Annotated in this window: 23 protein-coding genes, 2 tRNA genes, 2 rRNA genes and 1 riboswitch; of the genes, 23 read left to right on the top strand and 4 right to left on the bottom strand. The window is 52.5% G+C overall.

Translation table 11 applies throughout. The annotated features are described in order from the left end of the window. The first annotated feature begins 78 nt into the window (after positions 1-78). From N8M53_RS00110 to N8M53_RS00165, 12 genes are all read left to right on the top strand, one after another. A 23S ribosomal RNA gene (locus N8M53_RS00110) occupies positions 79-2,965 on the top strand. 121 nt (positions 2,966-3,086) lie between these two features. After that, positions 3,087-3,202: ribosomal RNA gene (rrf, locus tag N8M53_RS00115) — 5S ribosomal RNA — on the top strand. 59 nt (positions 3,203-3,261) lie between these two features. Further along, a tRNA-Asp gene (locus N8M53_RS00120) sits at positions 3,262-3,338 on the top strand. Positions 3,339-3,603: 265 nt separating this feature from the next. Next, positions 3,604-3,680 (top strand) — tRNA-Trp (locus N8M53_RS00125). Between the two features lie 149 nt (positions 3,681-3,829). Beyond that, on the top strand, positions 3,830-4,210 hold the full coding sequence (crcB, locus tag N8M53_RS00130) for a fluoride efflux transporter CrcB (RefSeq protein WP_069586806.1): 381 nt from the start codon (positions 3,830-3,832) through the stop codon (positions 4,208-4,210). Positions 4,211-4,266: 56 nt separating this feature from the next. Next, positions 4,267-4,366: riboswitch (TPP riboswitch) on the top strand. Between the two features lie 93 nt (positions 4,367-4,459). Further along, on the top strand, positions 4,460-6,436 hold the full coding sequence (gene thiC / locus N8M53_RS00135; RefSeq protein ID WP_269579061.1) for a phosphomethylpyrimidine synthase ThiC: 1,977 nt from the start codon (positions 4,460-4,462) through the stop codon (positions 6,434-6,436). Beyond that, positions 6,433-7,101, top strand: a complete 669-nt coding sequence (thiE, locus tag N8M53_RS00140; protein ID WP_269579062.1) for a thiamine phosphate synthase — start codon at positions 6,433-6,435, stop codon at positions 7,099-7,101. Before thiC ends, thiE begins: the two co-directional genes overlap by 4 nt. Next, complete coding sequence (locus N8M53_RS00145; protein WP_269579063.1) at positions 7,085-7,852, top strand: HesA/MoeB/ThiF family protein; 768 nt, start codon at positions 7,085-7,087, stop codon at positions 7,850-7,852. Before thiE ends, N8M53_RS00145 begins: the two co-directional genes overlap by 17 nt. Beyond that, positions 7,833-8,033, top strand: coding sequence for a sulfur carrier protein ThiS (gene thiS, locus N8M53_RS00150; RefSeq protein ID WP_077668675.1), 201 nt, complete (start codon positions 7,833-7,835; stop codon positions 8,031-8,033). The genes N8M53_RS00145 and thiS overlap by 20 nt, the downstream gene beginning before the upstream one ends. A 2-nt stretch (positions 8,034-8,035) precedes the next feature. Beyond that, the gene (locus tag N8M53_RS00155) at positions 8,036-8,809 is read left to right on the top strand and encodes a thiazole synthase (protein ID WP_269579064.1); all 774 of its coding nucleotides are present in this window, start codon (positions 8,036-8,038) and stop codon (positions 8,807-8,809) included. Then, positions 8,809-9,960, top strand: a complete 1,152-nt coding sequence (gene thiH / locus N8M53_RS00160; protein WP_269579065.1) for a 2-iminoacetate synthase ThiH — start codon at positions 8,809-8,811, stop codon at positions 9,958-9,960. The genes N8M53_RS00155 and thiH overlap by 1 nt, the downstream gene beginning before the upstream one ends. Positions 9,961-9,973: 13 nt before the next feature. Next, on the top strand, positions 9,974-10,204 hold the full coding sequence (locus tag N8M53_RS00165; RefSeq protein WP_069361819.1) for a glutaredoxin family protein: 231 nt from the start codon (positions 9,974-9,976) through the stop codon (positions 10,202-10,204). 53 nt (positions 10,205-10,257) lie between these two features. Here N8M53_RS00165 and N8M53_RS00170 read toward each other — a convergent pair whose 3' ends face one another. Together N8M53_RS00170 and N8M53_RS00175 are read right to left on the bottom strand one after the other, a co-directional pair. Next, on the bottom strand, positions 10,258-12,045 hold the full coding sequence (locus tag N8M53_RS00170) for an aminopeptidase P family protein (RefSeq protein WP_269579066.1): 1,788 nt from the start codon (positions 12,043-12,045) through the stop codon (positions 10,258-10,260). A gap of 63 nt (positions 12,046-12,108) precedes the next feature. Next, positions 12,109-13,089 carry a LysR family transcriptional regulator gene (locus N8M53_RS00175; RefSeq protein WP_046074598.1) on the bottom strand — a complete coding sequence of 327 codons (981 nt, stop codon included), beginning with the start codon at positions 13,087-13,089 and terminating at the stop codon, positions 12,109-12,111. Positions 13,090-13,187: 98 nt separating this feature from the next. Here N8M53_RS00175 and N8M53_RS00180 point away from each other — a divergent pair, with 98 nt between their 5' ends. Both N8M53_RS00180 and N8M53_RS00185 read left to right on the top strand, forming a co-directional pair. Then, positions 13,188-14,393 carry a multidrug effflux MFS transporter gene (locus tag N8M53_RS00180; RefSeq protein WP_269579067.1) on the top strand — a complete coding sequence of 402 codons (1,206 nt, stop codon included), beginning with the start codon at positions 13,188-13,190 and terminating at the stop codon, positions 14,391-14,393. A gap of 206 nt (positions 14,394-14,599) precedes the next feature. After that, complete coding sequence (locus N8M53_RS00185) at positions 14,600-14,893, top strand: hypothetical protein (RefSeq protein WP_069361829.1); 294 nt, start codon at positions 14,600-14,602, stop codon at positions 14,891-14,893. 56 nt (positions 14,894-14,949) lie between these two features. Here the strand turns inward: N8M53_RS00185 and N8M53_RS00190 are convergent, their stop codons facing one another. After that, complete coding sequence (locus N8M53_RS00190) at positions 14,950-15,855, bottom strand: DMT family transporter (RefSeq protein WP_269579068.1); 906 nt, start codon at positions 15,853-15,855, stop codon at positions 14,950-14,952. A gap of 132 nt (positions 15,856-15,987) precedes the next feature. Between N8M53_RS00190 and rmuC the strand changes: the two genes are divergently transcribed. From rmuC to hemB, 9 genes are all read left to right on the top strand, one after another. Beyond that, positions 15,988-17,520 (top strand): DNA recombination protein RmuC, encoded by a 1,533-nt coding sequence (gene rmuC / locus N8M53_RS00195; protein ID WP_269579069.1) that lies wholly within the window; start codon positions 15,988-15,990, stop codon positions 17,518-17,520. A 78-nt stretch (positions 17,521-17,598) separates the two neighbouring features. Continuing rightward, positions 17,599-18,366: a bifunctional demethylmenaquinone methyltransferase/2-methoxy-6-polyprenyl-1,4-benzoquinol methylase UbiE gene (gene ubiE / locus N8M53_RS00200; RefSeq protein ID WP_046074594.1), complete on the top strand. Its 768-nt coding sequence runs from the start codon at positions 17,599-17,601 to the stop codon at positions 18,364-18,366. Between the two features lie 9 nt (positions 18,367-18,375). Next, on the top strand, positions 18,376-18,990 hold the full coding sequence (locus N8M53_RS00205; RefSeq protein WP_269579070.1) for a ubiquinone biosynthesis accessory factor UbiJ: 615 nt from the start codon (positions 18,376-18,378) through the stop codon (positions 18,988-18,990). Then, positions 18,987-20,633 (top strand): ubiquinone biosynthesis regulatory protein kinase UbiB, encoded by a 1,647-nt coding sequence (gene ubiB / locus N8M53_RS00210; protein WP_269579071.1) that lies wholly within the window; start codon positions 18,987-18,989, stop codon positions 20,631-20,633. Before N8M53_RS00205 ends, ubiB begins: the two co-directional genes overlap by 4 nt. Positions 20,634-20,686: 53 nt before the next feature. After that, positions 20,687-20,935: a Sec-independent protein translocase subunit TatA gene (gene tatA, locus N8M53_RS00215; protein WP_269579072.1), complete on the top strand. Its 249-nt coding sequence runs from the start codon at positions 20,687-20,689 to the stop codon at positions 20,933-20,935. 3 nt (positions 20,936-20,938) lie between these two features. Next, a complete protein-coding gene (tatB, locus tag N8M53_RS00220; RefSeq protein WP_269579073.1) occupies positions 20,939-21,292 on the top strand; it encodes a Sec-independent protein translocase protein TatB in 354 nt (117 codons plus the stop codon). Positions 21,293-21,330: 38 nt separating this feature from the next. Further along, positions 21,331-22,080 (top strand): twin-arginine translocase subunit TatC, encoded by a 750-nt coding sequence (gene tatC, locus N8M53_RS00225; RefSeq protein ID WP_269579074.1) that lies wholly within the window; start codon positions 21,331-21,333, stop codon positions 22,078-22,080. Further along, a complete protein-coding gene (locus N8M53_RS00230) occupies positions 22,077-22,859 on the top strand; it encodes a TatD family hydrolase (protein ID WP_269579075.1) in 783 nt (260 codons plus the stop codon). Before tatC ends, N8M53_RS00230 begins: the two co-directional genes overlap by 4 nt. 68 nt (positions 22,860-22,927) lie before the next feature. Further along, complete coding sequence (gene hemB, locus N8M53_RS00235; RefSeq protein WP_269579076.1) at positions 22,928-23,980, top strand: porphobilinogen synthase; 1,053 nt, start codon at positions 22,928-22,930, stop codon at positions 23,978-23,980. Between the two features lie 67 nt (positions 23,981-24,047). Here the strand turns inward: hemB and asnC are convergent, their stop codons facing one another. After that, positions 24,048-24,509 (bottom strand): transcriptional regulator AsnC, encoded by a 462-nt coding sequence (gene asnC / locus N8M53_RS00240; RefSeq protein ID WP_021022202.1) that lies wholly within the window; start codon positions 24,507-24,509, stop codon positions 24,048-24,050. Positions 24,510-24,553 lie beyond the last annotated feature (44 nt).

Below are 24,553 nucleotides of genomic sequence, written 5' to 3' on the forward strand. Positions count from 1 at the left end.
TTACGTGACCAAGCAAACGGTGAGCAAGAGGCCGTATAAAAGAGAAAGATCGAGCAAAAAGACCTCTTGGGGTTGTATGGTTAAGTGATTAAGCGTAGACGGTGGATGCCTTGGCAGTCAGAGGCGATGAAGGACGTACTAACCTGCGAAAAGCGATGGTGAGCTGGTAAGAAGCATTTGAGCCATCGATGTCCGAATGGGGAAACCCACCTGCATAAGCAGGTATCTTAGCGTGAATACATAGCGCTAAGAGGCGAACTCGGGGAACTGAAACATCTAAGTACCCGAAGGAAAAGAAATCAATTGAGATTCCGGCAGTAGCGGCGAGCGAACCCGGAGCAGCCCTTAAGCGGCTTAGGCGTTAGGTGAACAGGTTGGAAAGCCTGGCAATAAAGGGTGATAGCCCCGTAACCGACGGCGCCTTAGTCGTGAAAACGAGTAGGACGGGACACGTGATATCTTGTCTGAACATGGGGGGACCATCCTCCAAGGCTAAATACTCCTGACTGACCGATAGTGAACCAGTACCGTGAGGGAAAGGCGAAAAGAACCCCTGTGAGGGGAGTGAAATAGAACCTGAAACCGTCTACGTACAAGCAGTGGGAGCCTCCTAGTGGGGTGACCGCGTACCTTTTGTATAATGGGTCAGCGACTTAATGTAAGTAGCAAGGTTAACCGCATAGGGGAGCCGTAGGGAAACCGAGTCTTAACTGGGCGTCGAGTTGCTTGCATTAGACCCGAAACCGAGTGATCTAGCCATGGGCAGGTTGAAGGTTGAGTAACATCAACTGGAGGACCGAACTCACTAACGTTGAAAAGTTAGGAGATGACCTGTGGCTAGGGGTGAAAGGCCAATCAAACTCGGAGATAGCTGGTTCTCCCCGAAAGCTATTTAGGTAGCGCCTCGGACGAATACTACTGGGGGTAGAGCACTGTTAAGGCTAGGGGGTCATCCCGACTTACCAACCCTTTGCAAACTCCGAATACCAGTAAGTACTATCCGGGAGACACACGGCGGGTGCTAACGTCCGTCGTGGAGAGGGAAACAACCCAGACCGCCAGCTAAGGTCCCAAAGTTATCGCTAAGTGGGAAACGATGTGGGAAGGCTCAGACAGCCAGGATGTTGGCTTAGAAGCAGCCATCATTTAAAGAAAGCGTAATAGCTCACTGGTCGAGTCGGCCTGCGCGGAAGATGTAACGGGGCTAAGCGATACACCGAAGCTGCGGCAATGTCCTTATGGATATTGGGTAGGGGAGCGTTGTGTAAGCTGTTGAAGGTGAGCTGAGAGGCTTGCTGGAGGTATCACAAGTGCGAATGCTGACATGAGTAACGATAAAGGGGGTGAAAAACCTCCTCGCCGGAAGACCAAGGGTTCCTGTCCAACGTTAATCGGGGCAGGGTAAGTCGGCCCCTAAGGCGAGGCCGAAAGGCGTAGTCGATGGGAAACGGGTTAATATTCCCGTACTGCTACTTACTGCGATGGGGGGACGGAGAAGGCTAGGTGGGCCTGGCGATGGTTGTCCAGGTTCAAGTGCGTAGGCTGATTTCTTAGGCAAATCCGGGAAATCAAGGCCGAGACACGATGTCGAGCCACCAAGGTGGTGAAGTCATTGATGCCATGCTTCCGGGAAAAGCCTCTAAGCTTCAGGTAAGTAGCAACCGTACTCCAAACCGACACAGGTGGTCGGGTAGAGAATACCAAGGCGCTTGAGAGAACTCGGGTGAAGGAACTAGGCAAAATGGTACCGTAACTTCGGGAGAAGGTACGCTGCCCGCGGTGAAGTCCCTTGCGGATGGAGCTATGGGCAGTCGCAGATACCAGGTGGCTGCAACTGTTTATTAAAAACACAGCACTGTGCAAAATCGAAAGATGACGTATACGGTGTGACGCCTGCCCGGTGCCGGAAGGTTAATTGATGTGGTTATCGCAAGAGAAGCCATTGATTGAAGCCCCGGTAAACGGCGGCCGTAACTATAACGGTCCTAAGGTAGCGAAATTCCTTGTCGGGTAAGTTCCGACCTGCACGAATGGCGTAATGATGGCCACGCTGTCTCCACCCGAGACTCAGTGAAATTGAAATCGCAGTGAAGATGCTGTGTACCCGCGGCTAGACGGAAAGACCCCGTGAACCTTTACTACAGCTTGGCACTGAACATTGAGCCTACATGTGTAGGATAGGTGGGAGGCTTTGAAGCGGCGACGCCAGTTGCTGTGGAGCCATCCTTGAAATACCACCCTTGTATGTTTGATGTTCTAACTTAGCCCCGTTATCCGGGGTGAGGACAGTGCCTGGTGGGTAGTTTGACTGGGGCGGTCTCCTCCCAAAGCGTAACGGAGGAGCACGAAGGTGGGCTAATCACGGTCGGACATCGTGAGGTTAGTGCAATGGCATAAGCCCGCTTAACTGCGAGAGTGACGGCTCGAGCAGGTACGAAAGTAGGTCATAGTGATCCGGTGGTTCTGAATGGAAGGGCCATCGCTCAACGGATAAAAGGTACTCCGGGGATAACAGGCTGATACCGCCCAAGAGTTCATATCGACGGCGGTGTTTGGCACCTCGATGTCGGCTCATCACATCCTGGGGCTGAAGTCGGTCCCAAGGGTATGGCTGTTCGCCATTTAAAGTGGTACGCGAGCTGGGTTTAGAACGTCGTGAGACAGTTCGGTCCCTATCTGCCGTGGGCGTTGGATGATTGAGGGGAGCTGCTCCTAGTACGAGAGGACCGGAGTGGACGAACCGCTGGTGTTCGGGTTGTGTCGCCAGACGCATTGCCCGGTAGCTAAGTTCGGCACAGATAAGCGCTGAAAGCATCTAAGCGCGAAGCTGGCCCCGAGATGAGTCATCCCTAGAGCTTCGAGCTCTCTAAAGGGTTGTTCTAGACTAGAACGTTGATAGGCAGGGTGTGTAAGCGCTGTGAGGCGTTGAGCTAACCTGTACTAATTGCCCGTGAGGCTTAACCATACAACACCCAAGAGGTTTTGGGTTGGACTTAAAATAAAGCCAGTTGATTGTGGCGAGAACGAACAGCTTTCTAGGTTGATGGTTTTCACTTTTAGAAAAGTGAAGACAAAACAAAATTTTGCTTGGCGACCATAGCGCTTTGGACCCACCTGACTCCATGCCGAACTCAGTAGTGAAACGAAGCAGCGCCGATGGTAGTGTGGGGTCTCCCCATGTGAGAGTAGGACATCGCCAGGCTTTGATTACAATTGATTAAAGCAAAGAGATATAAGCCTTTAATCATACAGAATTGGTGCGGAGTGGTAGTTCAGTTGGTTAGAATACCGGCCTGTCACGCCGGGGGTCGCGGGTTCGAGTCCCGTCCACTCCGCCACTACTTAGAAGCCCTGCTAATTTTAGTAGGGTTTTTTTGTGATTGGCTAGGTTAGCCCACAGGGCGAATGAGTCCCGCAGGGTGGCCTGCCCATTGTCCGCAACCCCGGCCCTCCGCCGCTACTTAAAAAACCTAGCTGAAAAGCTGGGGTTTTTTGTTATTGGGTTGTTGGGACGATCTGCTTTATAAATAAGCGATCAAGCGTTTGAAGCGTAATTGATGGTGGTAATTTGTCGCGGGATCGCTACAATAGGCACCTATCTACAGGGGTATAGCTCCAATTGGCAGAGCAGCGGATTCCAAATCCGCGTGTTGGGGGTTCGAATCCCTCTACCCCTGCCAAATACCAAAGCATCGACATCGTCGGTGCTTTTTTTGTATGTGAATCATCAAGCTTCTAGCAACTCTGACCCTCTTCCCTTTTTCTTCCTCCTGTTCCTTATTCACCTGTCACGGTATGATGAGTTTTTACCAATCGAAAGGAGCACCCAGTGGTAAGCATATTGTGGGTAGGACTTGGTGGCGCACTAGGAGCGTCTTCGCGCTTTTTAGTTTCAGAGTGGAGCGTCGCGGTGTTTGGTCGAGGATTCCCTTACGGCACCCTCATGGTTAATGTGCTGGGCTCATTAGCGATGGGTGTCTTTTTAGCGGCGATGAGCCAAGAGCTGATTGCCCCAGTGCCTTGGCGTCAACTGATTGCGATTGGCTTTTTGGGCGCGTTCACCACCTTCTCGACCTTTTCAGTGGATACCTTGCTTCTTTTTCAACATGGTGAGACGGTGAAAGCCTTGTTAAACGTGGGTCTCAACCTTGCGTTATGCTTAGGAGCGGCCGCGATGGGGGCTTGGTTGCTAGGACGCATTACTGGGTAGGTAAAAACATGCCATTACGTCGCTTGTTGTTGCGGCGGTGATTTCTTATACTGGCGTTGAACTTGTCGGAGTGCCAATTGGCTGAGACCACGTTAAGTGGGATCCGTTGAACCTGATCTGGTTAGGACCAGCGAAGGGAACAAGAGATGCATCAGATAACAGACCGTACGCGTCTGCCAGTTTGCTCACATCTCAATTCAGCGTTTTCCGGCAAGCATTAATTCCCATAATGAACACCGGAGTAATGCTATGTCGACCCGTAAACAGGCCCGCCTTGAGGCCAAATCTTTTATCGATTCCCTCTCTGCGCAAACCTACCCTAACTCGGAAAAAGTCTATGTCGAGGGATCGCGACCCGATATTCGCGTAGGCATGCGCGAAATCCACCTTTCTCCTACTTTTGTAGGCGGGGGTAAAGATAATCCGCAGTATGAAGCCAATGAATCCATTCGGGTTTATGACACATCAGGGCCTTATACCGACCCACAGAGTGCTATCGATATTTACCAAGGCTTAGCCCCAGTACGCAAAGCCTGGATTGATGAACGTGCCGATACAGAGTTCCTTGATGCAGTGAGCTCAGACTATGCAAAGACTCGCCTTAGTGATGAAACCTTGGATGATCTTCGCTTTAGTGCCTTACCGTCTATCCGTCGGGCGAAACCTAACCAGTGTGTGACCCAACTTCACTACGCACGCCAAGGCATTATCACCCCAGAGATGGAATTTATCGCTATTCGGGAAAATATGGGTCGCCAGCAGTATCGTGAAGATCAACTAAACCGCCAGCACCCAGGAGAAAGCTTTGGCGCGCATTTACCCTCGAATATCACTCCCGAATTTGTGCGCCAAGAGGTCGCTGAAGGGCGTGCGATTATTCCTGCCAACATTAACCACCCAGAAGCGGAGCCGATGATCATTGGGCGTAACTTTCTGGTGAAAGTGAATGCCAATATTGGTAACTCGGCGGTGAGCTCCTCCATTGAAGAAGAAACCGAAAAGTTGGTGTGGGCGACCCGTTGGGGCGCGGATACGGTGATGGATTTATCGACCGGACGCAATATCCACGAAACCCGCGAGTGGATTTTACGTAATAGCCCAGTTCCGATTGGCACTGTGCCTATGTATCAGGCGCTTGAGAAAGTGAATGGCATTGCCGAAGACCTGACTTGGGAAGTGATGCGCGATACCTTAATAGAGCAAGCCGAGCAAGGGGTCGATTATTTTACCATTCACGCTGGGGTGCGTTTGCACTACGTGCCCATGACCGCCAATCGCGTGACCGGGATTGTCTCGCGTGGTGGGTCGATTATCGCCAAATGGTGCTTGGCGCATCATCAAGAAAGCTTCCTCTATACCCATTTTCGTGAAATCTGCGAGATTTGTGCCGCCTATGATGTATCGCTGTCACTAGGCGATGGGTTGCGTCCCGGCTCAGTGGCTGACGCGAACGACGAAGCGCAATTCAGTGAGCTACGTACTCTGGGCGAGCTTACCAAGGTGGCATGGGAATACGATGTGCAGGTGATGATTGAAGGCCCCGGCCATGTGCCTATGCACATGATCAAAGAGAACATGGACGAGCAGCTCACCCATTGCCATGAAGCGCCTTTTTATACTTTAGGCCCGCTGACTACTGATATCGCGCCTGGTTACGACCACATCACCTCCGGGATTGGTGCGGCGATGATTGGCTGGTTTGGGTGTGCGATGCTTTGCTATGTCACGCCCAAAGAACATCTGGGTCTGCCCAACAAAGAGGATGTTAAAACTGGGCTTATCACTTACAAGTTGTGTGCGCACGCCGCCGACTTAGCCAAAGGACATCCGGGCGCGCAGGTGCGAGATAACGCCATTTCCAAAGCGCGCTTTGAATTCCGCTGGGAAGATCAGTTCAACCTTGCTTTAGATCCGGTGACGGCGCGTGCTTATCACGATGAAACACTGCCTCAAGAGTCGGGCAAGGTCGCGCATTTTTGCTCCATGTGTGGGCCAAAATTCTGCTCCATGAAAATCAGCCAAGAAGTCCGAGATTATGCCAAAGAAAATGGCTATGCCGCCGCGGGTGAAGCGATTGATGTCACTATGCTGGAAGACCCGTTAGCAGGCATGCAGCAAAAATCGCAAGAATTTCGAGAAAAGGGCAGTGAGCTCTACCTGCAAAAATCCCATCATTCGTCACCACAAGGCGCTGAGGTAGCGGACAGCGATAAGGTGGAATCATGAGCCTGACCCCGTTTGCGCCTATGTCTGAAGGTATAGGCCCATTATATCCGGTGGTGGACGATGTGGATTTGCTCGAACGCTTGCTTTGCTTGGGGGTGAAAACCGTGCAACTGCGTGTGAAGCAGCCGGGGCATCCTCAATTGGCGGATTGGGTACAGCGCGCGGTGGCATTGGGCCGCGCGCACCATGCGCAGGTGTTTATCAACGATCACTGGCAGCTCGCGCTTGAGGCTGGCGCCTATGGTGTTCATCTGGGGCAGCAAGACTTACAAGAGGCGGATCTTGATCGGCTCGCACGACAAGGCGTGCGCCTTGGCGTATCGACACGCAGTCCCGAACAGCTCGCTGCAGCGGTTGAACTCTCGCCCAGTTATCTCGCCATCGGCCATATTTTTCCCACCACCACCAAACAGCTCGTCGAGCCACCGCAAGGCATTTCAGCGTTAGCGCAGCAGGTGGTGGCTGTGGATGGCCGTTTCCCGACGGTGGCGATTGGCGGTATTGATCTCGACCGAGCCCCTGACGTTTGGCGCACCGGCGTGGACGCCATTGCGGTGGTCCGCGCCGTGACGCAAGCGCCTGATTTAGCGGCGCGCATTGACGCATTTAACCGCTGTCTTAATCGATCAAGACAACAAGGAGGGCGTGATGCTATCGGACAGTGAATACCTGCGTTATAGCCGGCAAATCATGCTGCCAGAAGTTGGAGAGTGCGGGCAGCAGGCACTGAGCAAGGCGCGCGTGTTAATGGTCGGTGCCGGTGGGCTTGGAACCACCGCGGGCCTCTATCTTGCAGGCGCTGGCGTGGGTCAGTTAGCGATTGCTGACTCAGACCACGTTGAGCTATCTAATTTGGCGCGTCAGGTGGCGTATCGGGATGAGCAAATCGGCACCGATAAAGCCGCAGCGCTAGCCGCTAACTTGGTCGCGCTGAATCCACATTGCCAGTGCCGAGCCATCAATACCTATCTAGAAGGTGAGCGTCTGGCGCTTGAAGTGGCGATGGCGGATGTGGTCCTTGATTGCAGTGATAATCTCGCTACTCGCCATGCAGTCAATCAAGCCTGTGTAGAGGCTGGTACACCCTTGGTGAGCGCAGCGGCGATAGGTTGGCAAGGCCAGTTATTGGTTTATCAACCGCATAGCGCATGTTATGCGTGCGCCTTCGCAGACGTGACGCTTTCTGAACCCACACGCTGCGCTGAAGCTGGGGTAATGGGACCTGTGGTCGGCATGATGGCCACCGCGCAAGCGTTGGAAGGAATAAAACTGTTATTAGGGCAGGCGGTCGGTACCAATCGCTTGTCACGACTGGATGGACAAACCATGACATGGCAGCACTTTTCGCTGCCCGTTCATCCGCACTGTGCGGTTTGTCAGCCAATGCGGGAGGTAAATGATGCGGTTAATCATTAATGACACGCCTACAGAGGTCAATGCCACGACCGTCGCGCAACTGATTGAGGAGATGAAGGTGCCGGCCGAATCGGTCGCTGTCGCGCTAAATCAGACCATTATTGCGCGTGATGCTTGGTCATCCACGTCACTCACCGCTGGCGATAGCTTAGCGGTCTTTCAAGCGATTGCCGGAGGATAATTATGTTAACCATTGCGGATACGACGTTTTCATCTCGCCTGTTAACCGGCACCGGCAAGTTTGCCAGTCGCAAGACTATGGCCGAATCACTGGCGGCCAGTGGTACTGAACTGGTCACCATGGCCCTAAAGCGAGTCGATGTGCATGCCATACAAGACGATATTTTAACGCCGCTGCGCGAGCTCGGTGTGCGCCTGCTGCCCAATACCTCAGGGGCGAAAAATGCGCAAGAAGCGGTCTTTGCCGCGCGTCTTGCCCGAGAAGCATTGGGAACGCATTGGGTGAAGCTGGAAATTCACCCCGACCCCAAATATTTGATGCCTGATCCGATTGAAACCCTTCAAGCGGCGAAAACCCTTGTGGGTGAGGGGTTTGTGGTGCTGCCATATTGTCATGCCGATCCTGTGCTGTGTAAGCGTTTGGAAGAGGTGGGATGCGCGGCGGTGATGCCTCTTGGCTCACCGATTGGCTCCAACCAAGGGCTGGCCTCAATGGCGTTTCTCGACATCATTATCGAGCAAGCTCGCGTACCGGTGATCATTGATGCCGGCATTGGCGCACCGTCCGATGCGGCGTTAGCGATGGAGCGCGGTGCCGATGCAGTTTTGGTCAACACCGCCATTGCCACGGCTGGCGATCCGATTGCCATGGGCGCAGCGTTTAAACAAGCGGTTGAAGCAGGACGCTGTGCGTATCGCGCTGGACTGGCGGGCACACACAATCACGCCCACGCGTCTAGCCCCTTAACCGCGTTTCTTGACGCTAAGGAGGCGTGATGAGCTTTTCTGAGCGGTGGGCGGCACTCGATTGGGATCATCATCGCCTTTCGATTTACAGCAAAACGCGCCAAGATGTCGAGCGGGCGCTGGCTAAATCTTCGCGTAATTTGGACGACTTCGCTGCCCTGATCAGTCCTGCCGCTGAAGCCTACCTTGAGGCCATGGCTCAGCAATCTGCGGCGCTGACGCGGCAGCGGTTTGGCTACACCATGGGGTTTTATATTCCGCTGTATCTCTCCAATTTGTGCGCCAACGTCTGTACTTATTGCGGTTTTTCGATGGAAAACCGAATCAAACGGCGCACGCTGGATGAAGCCGAGATCGCCGCCGAGTGTGAAGCGATCAAAAAAATGGGCTTTGACAGTGTGCTCTTGGTGACCGGTGAGCATGAAAGCAAGGTGGGGCTCGAGTATTTTCTCCGCGCTTTACCCGTGGTGAAGCAATACTTTCACCATGTGGCGATGGAGGTGCAGCCGCTGGATACCGAGGCATATCGCGCCTTGGTGGCACAGGGTGTGGATGCGGTGATGGTTTACCAAGAAACCTACCACGCTCCAACCTATGGGGAACACCACAAGCGCGGGAATAAAACCGACTTTCACTACCGGCTGCAAACCCCAGATAGGTTGGCACAAGCAGGGGTCGATAAGATCGGTCTCGGCGCCTTGATTGGCCTTGAGGACTGGCGCACCGACAGCTTTTTTACCGCCCAGCATCTGGATTATCTGGAAAAGCAATACTGGCAAAGCCGCTATTCGCTATCTTTTCCGCGCTTACGTCCTTGCGCGGGGGCGTTACAGCCGAAATCGGTGATGACGGACAAGCAGCTGGTTCAGCTGATTTGTGCCTATCGGTTGTGGAATCCGCAGGTCGAGCTATCGCTATCGACACGAGAGTCCCCCCACTTTCGCGACAATGTGTTGCCCCTTGGGGTCACGAGCCTATCCGCGGCGTCAAAAACCCAACCGGGCGGCTATGCGAACCCTGAGCCACAATTAGAGCAGTTTGCCATCAGTGATGAACGGAGCGCGGCAGAGGTGGCCGCCAGCGTCCGTGCCCTCGGTTTTGAGGTGGTATGGAAAGATTGGGATAACATCTACGATGTCGCGCGTCAGGCGCAAATGGCTTCACAAATGGCAGTGGGTTAGCGACAATGCGGGCATGAAACGTATTACTGTATATGTAGGTCCGCGCTGTCCTCACTGTGAGGCGGCCAAAGCTTACTTGGATAAAAAAGGGCTGCGTTATCGTGTTGTCGATACGGCCACACCCAAAGGCAAGAAGCTGCTGGCGGCAACAGGCTCGCGGGGTGTCCCGGTGATTTGCATTGGCGATACTACTTTGCGCGGTTTTTCGCCCAAAGCGGTCGAGAAAGCCCTGAAAGGGGAATAAAAAAAGCGTCCAATCGGACGCTTTTTGTTTTTCACACTCGGTGAAGACACGACTTAACGGCTTAGCGGCGCGGTCGCTTGTTTTAACCAAGCTTGGTCTTGATCATCGAGGTGGGGACTGATTTCATCCCACACGGTTTGATGATAGCGATTCCACCACTGGATTTCCGCCTCGCTGAGTAAGCTCACGTCGACCAAACGACGATCGATCGGTGCACGCGTGAGTGAGGCAAACCCGAGCATCGTCATGTCGCCCTCGGTGGGCTTTTCTTCAATCAACTCGAGGTTTTCAATCCGGATCCCAAACGCGTCGGCGCGATAGTAGCCCGGCTCGTTTGACACCACCATGCCTGGCAATAGCGCGACGCTATTGGGCGCTTTGGAAATGCGCTGCGGACCTTCGTGCACGTCCAAGAAATGCCCGACACCGTGACCGGTGCCATGGTCAAAATCATAGCCGTGTTGCCACAAATACTGGCGTGCTAAGGCATCAAGCTGGCTGCCTGAGGTGCCTTTCGGGAACAGCGCGGTGGCCAGCGCAATATGTCCTTTAAGCACCAGCGTGAAGGCCTTTTTGATCTCAGCGCTGCATTCGCCCACCGGCACGGTACGGGTAATGTCGGTGGTGCCGTCATAGTATTGACCGCCTGAGTCGACCAAGTAGACGTTGTTGCTCTCAATCACGCTCGGTTTGGGCTGATTGTTGTGGTTATAGTGACACATGGCCGCATTGCCACCGGCGGCGGAAATGGTATCAAAGCTTAAGTCGACCAGTTGATCGTCTTGTTGGCGGAATTGATACAGGGTGTCTGCGAGCACGGCTTCGTCAGGGCGTTCACCGGCGTCGACTTGACGGTCAAACCAAGCTAAAAAGCGGGTCACGGCAACACCATCGCGCACGTGACAGGCACGCATTCCGGCGATTTCTTGCGGGTTCTTGGCCGCTTTTTCAAGCGCACATGGGTCTTGCGCTTCCACCACGGTGACTTGCGCTTGTTGGAGCGTGTTCAGTGTCCACGCATTGGCACCGTTTGGGTCGACCAATACACGTTGACCAGTCAGCGCTTGCAGAGCATCAACCAGGCTGTCTGGGTGCGCGACGCTCACGCCTTGGCCCACGTGTGCATCAAAGCCTTCGGGGAGACGGTCAGGATCGATAAACACCGTCACGTCACCGGATTGCTTGATAATCGCTTGGGTCAGTACCACGGGCAAACGTGGGATATCGCGACCACGGATATTGAGCAGCCAACAGACGGCATCGGGTTGAGTGAGTACCGCGGCATCAAGATTCCGATCGGCTAACTGCTGGCCAATGGTTTGACGTTTATCTAAGCTGGCGCGGCCGGTTTTCTCTTCACCCAGTAAAATGGCAGGGCTATTAAGCGGGGCGGGGCGATCGTCCCACAAGCTTTCAATCGGGTTTTGCTCCACACTCACCAGTGTCAAAGCTCCATCTAGCGCGCGTTGGGTGCGTTTGTACCAAGCGGCGCTATGCATGCGAGCGTCGATAGCCAGCTTGGCACCCTTTGGCAATTGTTGCTGGGCCCATTGCACCGGTGGCTCATCAATCAGGTGGCAGTAGTCAAACAGGCCGGCGGGGACTTGCTTGCGGACTTGAACCACATAGCGGCCATCAACAAAAATCGCCGCCTTGTCGCGGGTGATCACCGCAGCGCCTGCTGATCCGGTAAAGCCGGTCGCCCAGTGGAGGCGTTCATTGTGCTCAGGCACATACTCACCGAGATATTCGTCTTCGTGGGGGATGAGTAGGGCGTCATAATCGTGTTGAGCCAGCCAGTGTCTTAGCTGCTCAATACGCTTGGTAAGGATCGCGTCCATTATTCTTCCTTCTTTGTATAGGGTGAACTCGCCATGTTCGGCCACGCGTGAAAAGCCAGTGGGTTAGACCCTAGCGCGATTGGCGATAGGCTGCAATTTTGCTGGGCTAAATTGCTGACAGCGCGAAATAATCAAGGCTTTCAGCCATTGGTGCCCCGGGTCATTTTCTTGGTTTTGATGCCAAAACAAGGTGTACGCCATCGGCGGTATTGGCGTCGGTAACGGCCGTACCACCAAATTGAGCGACGCGGCAATATAATGCGCAAACTGGCTTGGTGAGGTAAACACCAGGTCGGTATAGGTACACAGGCTCGCCGCACTGTTGAAATCTGGCACGTACATGGCAATGTCACGCTCAATATTACGCTCTGCCAGTTTATAGTCCAACAGCCAGCGGTCATTCCCATCACACTTCACCTGTACATGTCGCAGTCCAAGGTAACGCGCTTCATCCCATGGACCCTTGAGTGCCGGGTGATCGGCGCGCATCAACACACACTGGTGATCTTGGCAAAGCTCTTGGTAGCGTACGCCTTTGGGCGGCATCATGGTCAGCATGGCATCGGCGGGATTTAAATCTTTACCGGTAATACCAAAATCGATATTGCCGCGGGCGAGGCCATCAAAGGTGGTTTGATCCCAAGCGGCGGTATTGAGGGTGATAGCTGGAGCCGCTTCCAGCATATCGCCAATAAACTGTGGCAGTAGCAATGGATAGGCGCTCTCGACGAGGGCAAAGCGAAAACAACGATCGCTTAAGTGCGGCTGAAAGTGATCCGGCTCGGTCATCGCCGCAACATCATTGAGTAAAGCGCGTAATTTCGCCTGTAAGGCTTGCGCTCGAACGGTGGGTTTGAGCCCGTGGGCTGCTCGCGTAAAAAGTGGGTCGTTAAATTGCGCTCTTAGTCGGGCCAAATTTTTACTTACCGCCGATTGGCTTAAATGTAGGCGTTTGGCCGTGCCCGTGACATTGCACTCTTCCAACAATACATGTAGACACACCAATAAATTGAGGTCGGTGCGCTGCAGCTGATCCAAATCCATTGCTGGTATTCTCCTTAGGAATAACTGCTTTTACTATAAACCATTATGGTTCATATCGTGAAGCCACTATACTGCGTGGCTGTAGAGAGGAGTAACCAATGACACACACTGATTCACCGACATCGAATCGCTTACTGGTCGCCTTAATGGTGCTACTGGTGCTATTTAGCCCGATGGCGATTGATATTTACCTGCCTGCATTACCGTATATGGCCGGTGACTTTAATGTGAGCCCAACCTTGGCGCAAGATACCGTCACTTGGTTTATGTTTAGTCTCGGTTTAGGCCAGCTGTTTGCCGGGCCATTGGCTGACCGCTTTGGCCGTAAGCCTGTCGCGATCATTGGTATTTCACTTTATGGCCTGAGCTCACTGATGGCATGGCTCGCGACCTCGATGGACATGATGCTGGTGGCGCGTTTGCTGCAAGGTTTTGGCGCGTGTGCCACGTCCGTGTGTGCGTTTGCGGCAGTGCGTGACCGCTTTGGTGCTGAGCGCAGCGGCCATATGATTAGCTATCTCAATGGTGCGATTTGTTTTGTACCTGCCTTGGCCCCGCTACTGGGTAGCTGGCTCACTCAAATGTTTGATTGGCGTGCCAACTTTAGCTTTATGCTGGGCTATGCGGCATTGGGCTTGGTCTTGGTCAGCGTGTTTTTGCCTGAGACGCGTCCGACACACACAGATAACTCTGGGCGCTTATTCAGCTTACGCCGCTATTGGCAAGTGCTACGCGTGCCAACATTTACCTACCACATTATCCTTTGCATGCTGGCGATGGCGGTGATTTTAGCCTACGTCACTTCCGCACCAGTGTTACTGATGGACAGGTACGGTATTTCCATGAATAGCTTCACCTTTTGGTTTGGCGCCAACGCGGCATTAAATATCGCGGCAGCGATGTTAGCGCCGCGTTATATGCAACGATTTGGTAGCCGCCGTGCGCTCAATATTGGCTTGATGATGCTGGTTGGCTCAGGCGGGCTGATGTTGGCATTAAGCCCCATCGCTGCCCCCTGGGCCTTTATGTTGCCGATTTTTACCTCATCATTCGGCTTTGCCTGGGTACTGGGCGCATCAGCGGGCGCAGCCTTGGCACCGTTTTCTGATCGTGCTGGTACAGCGGCAGCCTTGTTGGGATTGTTCCAAATGAGTGGCGCAGGCCTGCTGGTTAGCCTCACTCAACGTTTAGGTTTATCCGCCAGTGATTTAATGACCGTCCATATGTGGTTGCTGCTACCTGGCTTAATTATTTTGTGGTCACCGAAAGGCAAGCAATGGCATGCCAAAGCAGTAAGAGATTAAATAATCAGTAAAAACGACAATTCAGTTGGCAAATATAATAAGACGTGCAAAACGCTGGGGTCTCGACAACCCATCATCCCTTTTCGCTGGCTTCGGCCAGCGTTTTTTTATTTTGCTAAAAACCCCAAATTGAGAGTATATTTACTAAGCAAACCAAATTAATGCTCATTCCTTTTCGTTTTATATCCAAAGGTCAGTTACACACTATGTCATTATCGACAATCGAAATGGCGCGCGTCCTTGAGCAACTTGAGGAATCGCCCGAGAAAATCATGTTTGGCAAATTGCTGGCAGAACTAGGCAGCCAAAGTGAAGAGCGTGTACGTAGCGCCGCCCATCAGGTGCCACTGAAATATTTACGCGAACTGGTTTATCAATTTAATCAGGTGATAGATGAGCGCCGCTCTGAGCGTATTGAAGAAATCACCCAAGGCTTGGCGCAAGACGGTTTATCTGCCGACGAGCTTTATGAGTACGTAATCCAACGCAAGATGGGCTGATCGCCCATCACTGAAGGGATTAAAAACGAACACGTGGCGTGTGGATCACGCCACCATTATGCGCTTGCCGCTGGCTGCTCACGCTTTTTGGGTTTGCGTTGCTGAATAAGCAGGCCAACCACAATAAAGCTAAGGCCGATGAGCGTGCTGACATGAATAGTTTCGCCAATAATGGTGGCCAGTAATACCAAAGAAATAAAGGGCGAGATAAAGATCAGATTACTGATGCGAGAAGTATTCTGGGTATATTTCATTGCGCTCAGCCACAACATGAACGTCACGCCCATTTCAAATAATCCCACATAGCTTACCGCGAGCCATCCTTGCCAGGGGATCCCTGTCCATGATGCTGTCATTCCGGCTAACAATAAGGACACCGGTAGCGACAGCATAAAACTTAACAGAATGCCGAGCACGGGGTCAGCGGGGTTTTTGGTGTTAAGTACCCAAAACCCTGCCCACAATAGGGTGGAGAGCAGCGCGAGCCCAATACCCAGCGGGCTGTCAAATTGTAGCGAGAGCAATTGCCCTTTGGTGGCAATGACCACCACACCAAAATAGCCTAATGCTGCCGCGATCCAGTCTTGGCGGCGAATGGTTTGGCCGAGAAATACCGCTGCCATTAAGGTCAAGGTAATGGCCCAGCTGTAGTTCAAGGGTTGCGCCAAGGACGCAGGAAGAAGGTCGTAGGCTTTGAAAAGAACCAAATAATAAATTAAGGGGTTAATCATCCCTAGCAGGCAATAGTAGCCTGGCCGGCGACGAAACGTTGGCCACAGTGCCGATAGCTTGCCTTGCACAGCGGCAATGGCGGCGAGTACGACGACCGATACGACACTGGCTGCCGCCAGCATTTGAATCGGGGTCATGTAGCTTAGGGTGATTTTGAACGCGGTCGCGACCGTCGACCACAACAGCACAGCAGACAATCCAAATATCAGAGCCTTACGCTCATTGTGCATACTGCCTCCTTGCAAAAATGCCTTTTATTCCAGGCAGTCTACGGTATTCGCACGCACCGAGATAGACTGGACATCTATCCAGTGTCCCATTAGCCTTGCTGACATCAGTGACCGTACAATAGAGAACCCATTATGCTTGATGGCCTGTCATTATCCACCTTGTCTATCCTGACGTTTTGTTTCGGCGTTATCAGTGCCTCAGGGCTGAGCTATTGGCTGCATCGGCGTGTGGTTGCCCAATATCAACAATGGTTTGATAGCCAATATGCCCAACAGCAGTCGACCGCTGACTTACAGCAACAACAGCTTCGTCAGCAACTGGAGCAACAACAACAAGAATTGGATAGCTTGGATGTTGAGCGCGATCGTCTGACGCAAGAGCTACGCCAGTATTACGGCAAATTAACCTCTGCCAGTGAGAAGCTACGTCAACTGGAGCAATTACGCCAAGACAATCAAGCGCTGTCAGACAAACTGGATGTGGTACGTGAGGAAAAGTCAGAACTGTTAGCTGAGCTTCGTGAAGTCAAAGCGAGTGCGGAGCAACAACTCAATGCGGCAAAAGAAAAGCACGCGTTATTGGAAAACGCGGAAGAGAGGCTGCGCACCCAATTTGAACAGCTGGCCAACCAGGTATTTGAGCAAAAAGTCCATTCTGTTGATGAGCAAAACAAGATGAGCTTAGAGAGCTTACTGGGGCCCCTTAAGTCGCAGTTGGAAGGGTTTAAAAAGCAAGTGACTGACAGCTTTGGTGAACAAGCGAAAGAGCGTCACACCCTGATTCATGAAATCAAAAACCTTCAGCAACTGAACGCGGATATGACCCGTGAAGCGCACAATCTGACGCAAGCGTTAAAAGGTGACAACAAGCAACAGGGCAACTGGGGCGAAGTGGTGTTGGCGCGTATCTTAGAACAGTCCGGTTTGCGTGAAGGGCGTGAGTATCAAACGCAAGTGAGCTTTGAAAACGAGCAAGGTAAGCGTTATCAGCCTGATGTGGTGGTGAAATTACCCCAAGAAAAAGACGTGGTGATTGATGCCAAAATGGCCCTCGTCGCCTATGAACGCTACTACAACGCAGACACCTTGGCTGAGCAAGATGCGGCGCTAAAAGAGCATGTACAAGCCATTCGTCAGCATATCCGCGGGCTGGGGCGTAAAGATTATCATCAGCTTCATGGGGTGCGTTCACTGGACTATGTACTGATGTTTATTCCGGTGGAGCCGGCTTTCCAAGTTGCGGTCGAGGCTGATGCCAGCCTGATCCGTGAGGCGATGGATAATAATATTATGTTGGTCAGCCCCACCACCTTGCTGGTGGCACTGCGTACCATCAATAACCTATGGCGCTATGAATACCAAAACCAAAATGCCAAACAAATCGCAGAGAGAGCGAGCAAGCTTTATGACAAGATGCGCCTATTTGTCGGTGATATGGAAGCGCTAGGCAATGCGCTGGGTAAAGCCAGTGACAGTTATCAAGGGGCGATGAATAAACTCAGCCAAGGCCGCGGTAATATCATTCGCCAAGCCGAGGGGTTTAAAGCGCTGGGGGTTGAGGTAAAAAGGGATATCAGCCCGTCGCTTGCCAGTGTTGCTACCGAGCCGGCGGCAGATGAACCTCTCAACCTGACCCAGGCCGAACGGGACGCCAGCCAGCAATAATTCTAATAAACTTGGCTGCACGCTTGGAGTCGGGATGGGCGATAAAGTAAACTGGAGCCAATACGTTAGGGGAACAAAATGACTGATAAAAACGCGCACCAGGATCAAGAGACCATCGACTTTGGCTATCAGCAAGTCAAACGCCAAGAAAAAGAAAGCCTCGTGGCCAATGTGTTTCACTCGGTGGCGGCTAAGTACGATCTGATGAATGACGTGATGTCGATGGGCATTCACCGGATCTGGAAACGCTTTACCATTGATTGCAGTGGTGTTCGTCCTGGGCAAAAAGTGCTCGACTTAGCTGGTGGGACAGGCGATCTTACGGCAAAATTTTCTCGCCTTGTCGGTGAGCGCGGTGAAGTGGTGCTCGCCGACATTAACAACTCAATGCTCAAGGTAGGCCGAGACAAACTGCGCGACAAGGGCATTGTTGGCAATGTCAGTTACGTGCAAGCCAACGCCGAGGCGTTGCCTTTCCCAGATGACCACTTCGATTGCATCACTATCGCGTTTGGCCTGCGTAATGTGACTGACAAAGATGCAGCCTTACGTTCAATGTTTCGTGTCCTTAAGCCCGGTGGGCGTTTGCTGGTGCTCGAATTTTCAAAACCGGTTGCCGAGCCGTTGTCAAAAGTCTACGACGCCTACTCTTTCCATGTGTTACCGAAAATGGGGCAACTGATTGTTAATGACCCAGATAGCTATCGCTATTTGGCTGAATCGATTCGCATGCACCCCGACCAAGAGACGCTAAAAGGAATGATGGAGCAAGCCGGTTTTGAACAAACCAGCTACTACAACCTCACGGGTGGCATTGTGGCGCTACACCGTGGATATAAATTCTAAGGAGCCCACATGGCGCTTGATTCACTTGTATGCGCGGCCCTTGAAACAGCGTTAAATGCTGTGATTGCCAAAGACGCCGACAGCCAGCGTCGCCTTGCTCGGCTAAAAGGGCGTTGTATTGGTGTTACGATCCAAGAGCTTGATCGCCAACTGGTTTTTATCTTCGGCCAGCGTATCGATGTACTCAGTCATTATGAGGGCGAGCGTGATGCGGATTTGTCATTATCACTGTCGGCACTGCCGCAGCTACAGCAAAAGGCCAATTTAACCGCGCTAATCAAAGCGGATAAACTCACGCTTGAAGGCGATATTGACGTGGCGCAGCAGTTCTCACAGTTGCTCAGCGGTATCGAACTGGATGTGGCTGAGTGGTTGGCACCGTACACTGGCGATGTAATTGCCCACACGGTAGTGAGTCACGCCCAGCAGCGTTGGCAGCAACTCCAGCAATTGGCACAGCGACAACAGCGTTATGTGGGGGATGTGATTACTGAAGAGTGGCGTTTAGCGCCTGGGCCACTTGAAGTCGCCGCCTACAGTGACCAAGTGGACGAGCTGCGCAGCGATGTCGCGCGGTTGGAAGCCAGGTTTAAGCAGTTGGTAGAACGGGTGGGGTCTGCATGACGCTCAATGAAATTCGTCGTTTGTATTTTATTATCCGTACCTTACTGCTGTACGGTGTCGATGCTTTGTTGCCCAAACAGCCGTTAACTCGGCTTGCCCATCTTGGTCGTCAATCGTTATTTTGGCTAAAAAACCAGCATCCAGACAAGCCGGTGGGAGAACGTTTACGGTTGGCGCTGCAAAGCTTGGGTCCGGTATGGGTCAAGCTTGGGCAAATGATGTCAACGCGCCGTGATCTCTTTCCGGGGGATATCGCCAACGAGCTGGCGCAACTGCAAGACAAAGTAGCACCGTTTGATGGACACAAAGCGAAGGCGCAAATTGAAGCCTCATTAGGTGGCCCACTGGAGACTTGGTTCAGCGACTTTGATCCTAAACCACTCGCCTCTGCGTCAATCGCACAAGTGCATACCGCCACCTTAAAATCGAATGGGCGTGAAGTCGTCCTGAAGGTGATCCGCCCCGATATTTTGCCGGTGATCCAAGCCGATTTGCGCTTGATGTATCGGGTGGCAAGGCTGGTGGCACGTTTTCTGCCCGATGCCCGCCGGTTAAAACCGGTTGAAGTGATCCGCGAGTATGAAAAAACCTTGCTTGATGAGCTGGACTTAATGCGCGAAGCGGCCAATACCATTCAGCTACGCCGCAACTTTGAAAACGACCCAGCTTTGTATGTGCCCGAAGTATTCAGTGACTACTGTCGCAAAGATGTGATGGTGTCTGAGCGAATCTATGGCATTCAAGTATCGGATATCGAGGCGCTGGAAGCCAATGGTACTGACATGAAGCTGCTGGCCGAGCGCGGGGTTGAGGTCTTCTTTACCCAGGTATTCCGAGATAGTTTTTTCCATGCGGACATGCACCCAGGCAACGTGTTTGTCTCCTACGAACACCCGCATGATCCGCAGTGGATTGGGCTGGATTGCGGGATTGTTGGCACTCTGAATCGCGATGATAAACGTTATTTGGCGGAAAACTTTATCGCCTTTTTTAACCGCGATTACCGCAAAGTGGCCGAATTGCATGTCGACTCTGGCTGGGTGCCACACGACACTAATGTGGATGATTTTGAGTTTGCTATTCGTACCGTGTGCGAGCCGATTTTCGAAAAGCCGCTGTGCGAAATCTCGTTCGGTAATGTTTTATTGAACCTATTTAACACCGCGCGTCGATTTAATATGGAAGTGCAGCCTCAGCTGGTGTTGTTGCAAAAAACCCTGCTCTACATTGAAGGACTGGGGCGTCAGCTCTATCCGCAGTTAGATTTGTGGACCACGGCTAAGCCGTTTTTAGAGTCGTGGATGAAACAGCAAGTTGGGCCGCAAGCCGTCTGGGCGGCAGTGCGTGAAAAGGCACCGTTTTGGGCGGAGAAACTACCCGAAATCCCAGAGCTGGTGTATGACGGCTTACGGCAAGGTCGTCAGGTCAACCAGCGTTTAGAGGCCTATTACCACGGTTATTTGCAGACCAAGCAGCGTCATTCGCGCGCCACCTATCTGCTCGGCATTGGGGCCACCTTGCTGCTGACGGCGACCATTTTGTTTGCCAACCGGGTAGAGACCTTACCGAGTGTCGCCGCCGCAGGTGCGGTGATCTTTTGGTTGTGGGGCTGGCGACTTTGTAATAAAACTTGTAATAAATAGCAGTTACACTGCTGCGCACATCAAGTTAACCAAACGGAAGAAAGGGAACCGGTATGGGTGGAATTAGTATTTGGCAGTTGCTGATTATTGCGGTGATTGTGGTGTTGTTATTTGGCACCAAGAAGCTACGCAATATGGGTGGCGATCTTGGCTCAGCGGTCAAAGGCTTTAAAAAAGCAATGAACGATGATGAAACCAAAGCCACTGACAAAGATGCGGATTTTCAGCAGCAGTCGTTAGATAGTAGTGACAACGACGCGTCGAAAAAAGAGCAAGCACGCAAAGATAAAGAGCAGGTGTAAGCCGTGTTTGATATTGGTTTCTGGGAGCTAGTGCTGATTGCCATTATTGGCCTCGTGGTGCTTGGCCCAGAGCGATTACCGGTCGCGATACGCAATGTGTCGCGCTGGGTGGGGGCGGCGAAACGGATGGCAGGCTCTGTCCGTGATGAGCTTGAGCAAGAGCTCAAGCTCAAAGAGCTTCAGGACAACTTACATAAGGCCGAACAAGCGGGGATGAAAGATTTGTCGCCTGAGCTGCAAGAGTCGGTCGAGACCCTACGTCAACGCGCGGCGGATGTACAACGCCCTTATGCAGCATCGCCTTCTTCTCATCACCAAGATGACGGTGACGATGCGCCATCAACGGATAAGCGATAACGAGCCCGACGCTTTATGTTTTCTGTGAACAAACCACTATGTCTGTAAATGATACTCAGCCCCTTATCAGCCACTTGATGGAGCTGCGCAACCGCCTGCTTCGCGCAATCATCGCCATTTTGGTGGTGTTTGCCTGCTTAGTGTATTTTGCCAATGACATCTACAGTCTGATTGCGCAGCCGCTGATCGACAAACTACCCGAAGGGGCGAGCATGATCGCCACCGATGTGGCCTCACCCTTTTTTACCCCGATTAAGCTCACGCTAGTGATATCGGTATTCGTCGCCATCCCTGTGGTGCTGTATCAAATCTGGGCGTTCGTTGCCCCCGGCCTCTATAAGCACGAGCAGCGGTTGGTCATGCCGCTTTTAGTTTCGAGCTCATTGCTGTTTTACGCGGGCGTGGCGTTTGCGTACTGGGTTGTGCTTCCTTTGGTATTTGGCTTTTTCACCTCGATTGCGCCAGAAGGGGTGCAAGTAGCAACGGATATTGCCAGTTATCTCGACTTTATCTTGGCGCTCTTTCTCGCCTTTGGGATTGCCTTTGAGATCCCCATCGCGATTATACTGCTGGTTTGGACCGGCGCGACCACGGCAAAAAGCTTAACCCGCAAGCGGCCCTATGTGGTGGTGGCCGCGTTTGTGGTGGGGATGATGCTAACGCCACCGGATATGATTTCACAAACCTTGCTGGCCATTCCCATGTGCTTGCTGTTCGAGCTAGGCGTGGTGCTGTCGCGTTTTTACGTCCCACGTGAAAAATCAGAACCCGAGGAGGCCAGTGAATGATCGATATTGGTGTCAACCTGACCAGTACACGGTTTGATCAAGACAGAGACACTGTGGTGGCTGATGCCAAACAGGCGGGCGTCACGGGCATGATTCTGACCGGTACCAGTATCGATGAAAGCCAAGCGGCGGCCGCGCTAGCGACGTCTTATCCTGGTTTTGCCTATGCCACGGCGGGTGTTCACCCGCACGATGCCAAATCGGTCGAGGCGACAGATTTAAGCGCTATTCAGCAATTAGCTCAGCGCCCAGAGGTGGTGGCGATCGGTGAGTGTGGGCTTGATTTCAATCGCGATTTTTCGCCGCGGCCGCAACAAGAAGCAGTGTTTGAGGCGCAGCTTGCGCTAGCGGCTGAGCTGTCGATGCCGGTGTTTATGCATTGCCGAGACGCCCATGACCGTTGGATGGCTATTCTCCGCCCTTGGTTAGACAGGCTACCCGCGGCGGTACTGCACTGTTTTACCGGTGATGATCGCGCGTTGCGAGAATGCCTCGATGCTGGTTTGTATATTGGCGTAACAGGTTGGCTGTGCGACGAGCGCCGCGGACAACAGCTTCAACAACAGGTAAGCTGGTTGCCTGATGACAGGTTGATGATAGAAACCGATGCGCCGTATTTGCAGCCACGTGACCTGCGCCCTCGTCCTAAGCGCAGTCGTAATGAGCCGAAATACTTGCCACATATTGCGCAAACGGTGGCACGATTGCGCCAGCAGCCTGTCGAACATATTATTGATTGCACAATAAAAAACACTCAGCGCTGCTTTTCGATTCAGTGACTGGGTGAACACTACACGAGGCAGTTCGCTGCCCCAAAGCCCAGGTCTGCAACATAAAGGAGGATACAGTGACCGTATCCATTCAAGGCGCCTTTCCTGCTCGACGCCTGCGTCGTACACGCAAAACCGACTTTAGCCGCCGTATGGTGGCCGAACATGCATTATCCGCAAGCGATTTGATTTACCCGATCTTCGTGTTGATGGGTAAGAATCGTCGTGAGCCAGTGGCATCCATGCCGGGTATTGAGCGACTCTCGATTGATTTATTGCTCCATGAAGCGGATTACCTTGCCAAGTTGGGTGTCCCTGCCATTGCGCTTTTTCCGGTGATCCCGAAAGAGTTTAAAACCAGCTGTGCCTCAGAGGCATTTAACCCCGAAGGGTTAGTGCCACGCGCGGTACGCTTGCTCAAAGAGCATGTCCCGCAAATGGGCGTGATCACCGATGTGGCGCTAGACCCTTACACAGTGCATGGCCAAGACGGGATCATTGATGAAGATGGCTATGTGATGAACGAGCCCACCACCGAGGTACTGATCAAACAAGCCCTATCTCATGCCGAAGCGGGCGTTGATATTGTTGCACCATCGGACATGATGGATGGGCGTATTGGCCGCATTCGCGAAGCATTGGAGGCTAATGGCTATATTAATACCCAAATTATGGCTTATTCGGCGAAATATGCGTCCAACTACTACGGTCCGTTCCGCGATGCATTAGGCTCGGCGGCGAACCTGAAAGGCGGTAACAAAGCCAACTATCAAATGGATCCGGCCAACAGCGATGAAGCCTTGCACGAAGTGGCGATGGATATTGCTGAAGGGGCGGATACCGTGATGGTCAAACCCGGGATGCCGTATTTGGATGTCGTACGCCGAGTCAAAAATGAGCTTAAAGTGCCGACGTTTGCCTACCAGGTATCGGGCGAGTATGCCATGCACAAGGCGGCGATTGATAATGGTTGGCTGAAAGAGCGCGAGACGGTGATGGAGTCATTACTGTGTTTTAAGCGCGCGGGGGCTGATGGGGTCCTCACCTACTTTGCTAAGCAAGTGGCTGAGTGGTTAGCGGAAGACGCGGGTGCTACTTTGCCCCCTAGACCGGAAGAGACGGTCGGTTAAGCTTTCCTTTATGAAAACGCCCTTGCAAGGGCGTTTTTTTAGCCTGCCCTGGATGACCCCACAAAACTCAAGGGATCACATTGCGGTTAATGGGGTTCTGTAGTGAGATGAGCGTTTCTGTGGATTGCACTTCGTCGATGGCTTGTAATTTGTCAATCAACACAAACTGTAACTCTTCGATAGAACGACACATGAGTTTGACGAAAATGTTATACGCGCCGGTGGTGTAGTAGGCTTCAACCACTTCATCGAGCTGATTGAGTTTTTCTAGTGCCGAGTGGTAATCTCGCGCCGCTTTAAGATTGATGCCGATAAAGCAGCACACGTCGTAGCCGAGTTTTTTAGTATTGACCAGTATTTCCGTGCCTTCGATGATGCCCGCGGCTTTCATTTTCTCAACGCGCACGTGAACGGTGGCGGGACTGACATTAAAGCGCTTTGCCATTTCTGCGTAGGGGACGCGCGCGTCATCCAACAGCGTAGAGAGAATACGACGATCTAGGTCATCCAATTTTGGCAACTCATTCATTGTTTTAGTCTTTTAGTTATAGCATGGCCAGGTTTTTCGTTAAC

This window comes from Salinivibrio kushneri (assembly GCF_027286325.1).
Taxonomy (GTDB): domain Bacteria; phylum Pseudomonadota; class Gammaproteobacteria; order Enterobacterales; family Vibrionaceae; genus Salinivibrio; species Salinivibrio kushneri_A.

Coding starts and splice junctions, on each gene's coding strand:
- thiC (WP_269579061.1), top strand. CDS start 4,460: ATGTCGACCCGTAAACAGGCCCGCCTTGAGGCCAAATCTTTTATCGAT.
- thiE (WP_269579062.1), top strand. CDS start 6,433: ATGAGCCTGACCCCGTTTGCGCCTATGTCTGAAGGTATAGGCCCATTA.
- N8M53_RS00145 (WP_269579063.1), top strand. CDS start 7,085: ATGCTATCGGACAGTGAATACCTGCGTTATAGCCGGCAAATCATGCTG.
- thiS (WP_077668675.1), top strand. CDS start 7,833: ATGATGCGGTTAATCATTAATGACACGCCTACAGAGGTCAATGCCACG.
- N8M53_RS00155 (WP_269579064.1), top strand. CDS start 8,036: ATGTTAACCATTGCGGATACGACGTTTTCATCTCGCCTGTTAACCGGC.
- thiH (WP_269579065.1), top strand. CDS start 8,809: ATGAGCTTTTCTGAGCGGTGGGCGGCACTCGATTGGGATCATCATCGC.
- N8M53_RS00165 (WP_069361819.1), top strand. CDS start 9,974: ATGAAACGTATTACTGTATATGTAGGTCCGCGCTGTCCTCACTGTGAG.
- N8M53_RS00170 (WP_269579066.1), bottom strand. CDS start 12,045: ATGGACGCGATCCTTACCAAGCGTATTGAGCAGCTAAGACACTGGCTG.
- N8M53_RS00175 (WP_046074598.1), bottom strand. CDS start 13,089: ATGGATTTGGATCAGCTGCAGCGCACCGACCTCAATTTATTGGTGTGT.
- N8M53_RS00180 (WP_269579067.1), top strand. CDS start 13,188: ATGACACACACTGATTCACCGACATCGAATCGCTTACTGGTCGCCTTA.
- N8M53_RS00185 (WP_069361829.1), top strand. CDS start 14,600: ATGTCATTATCGACAATCGAAATGGCGCGCGTCCTTGAGCAACTTGAG.
- N8M53_RS00190 (WP_269579068.1), bottom strand. CDS start 15,855: ATGCACAATGAGCGTAAGGCTCTGATATTTGGATTGTCTGCTGTGCTG.
- rmuC (WP_269579069.1), top strand. CDS start 15,988: ATGCTTGATGGCCTGTCATTATCCACCTTGTCTATCCTGACGTTTTGT.
- ubiE (WP_046074594.1), top strand. CDS start 17,599: ATGACTGATAAAAACGCGCACCAGGATCAAGAGACCATCGACTTTGGC.
- N8M53_RS00205 (WP_269579070.1), top strand. CDS start 18,376: ATGGCGCTTGATTCACTTGTATGCGCGGCCCTTGAAACAGCGTTAAAT.
- ubiB (WP_269579071.1), top strand. CDS start 18,987: ATGACGCTCAATGAAATTCGTCGTTTGTATTTTATTATCCGTACCTTA.
- tatA (WP_269579072.1), top strand. CDS start 20,687: ATGGGTGGAATTAGTATTTGGCAGTTGCTGATTATTGCGGTGATTGTG.
- tatC (WP_269579074.1), top strand. CDS start 21,331: ATGTCTGTAAATGATACTCAGCCCCTTATCAGCCACTTGATGGAGCTG.
- N8M53_RS00230 (WP_269579075.1), top strand. CDS start 22,077: ATGATCGATATTGGTGTCAACCTGACCAGTACACGGTTTGATCAAGAC.
- asnC (WP_021022202.1), bottom strand. CDS start 24,509: ATGAATGAGTTGCCAAAATTGGATGACCTAGATCGTCGTATTCTCTCT.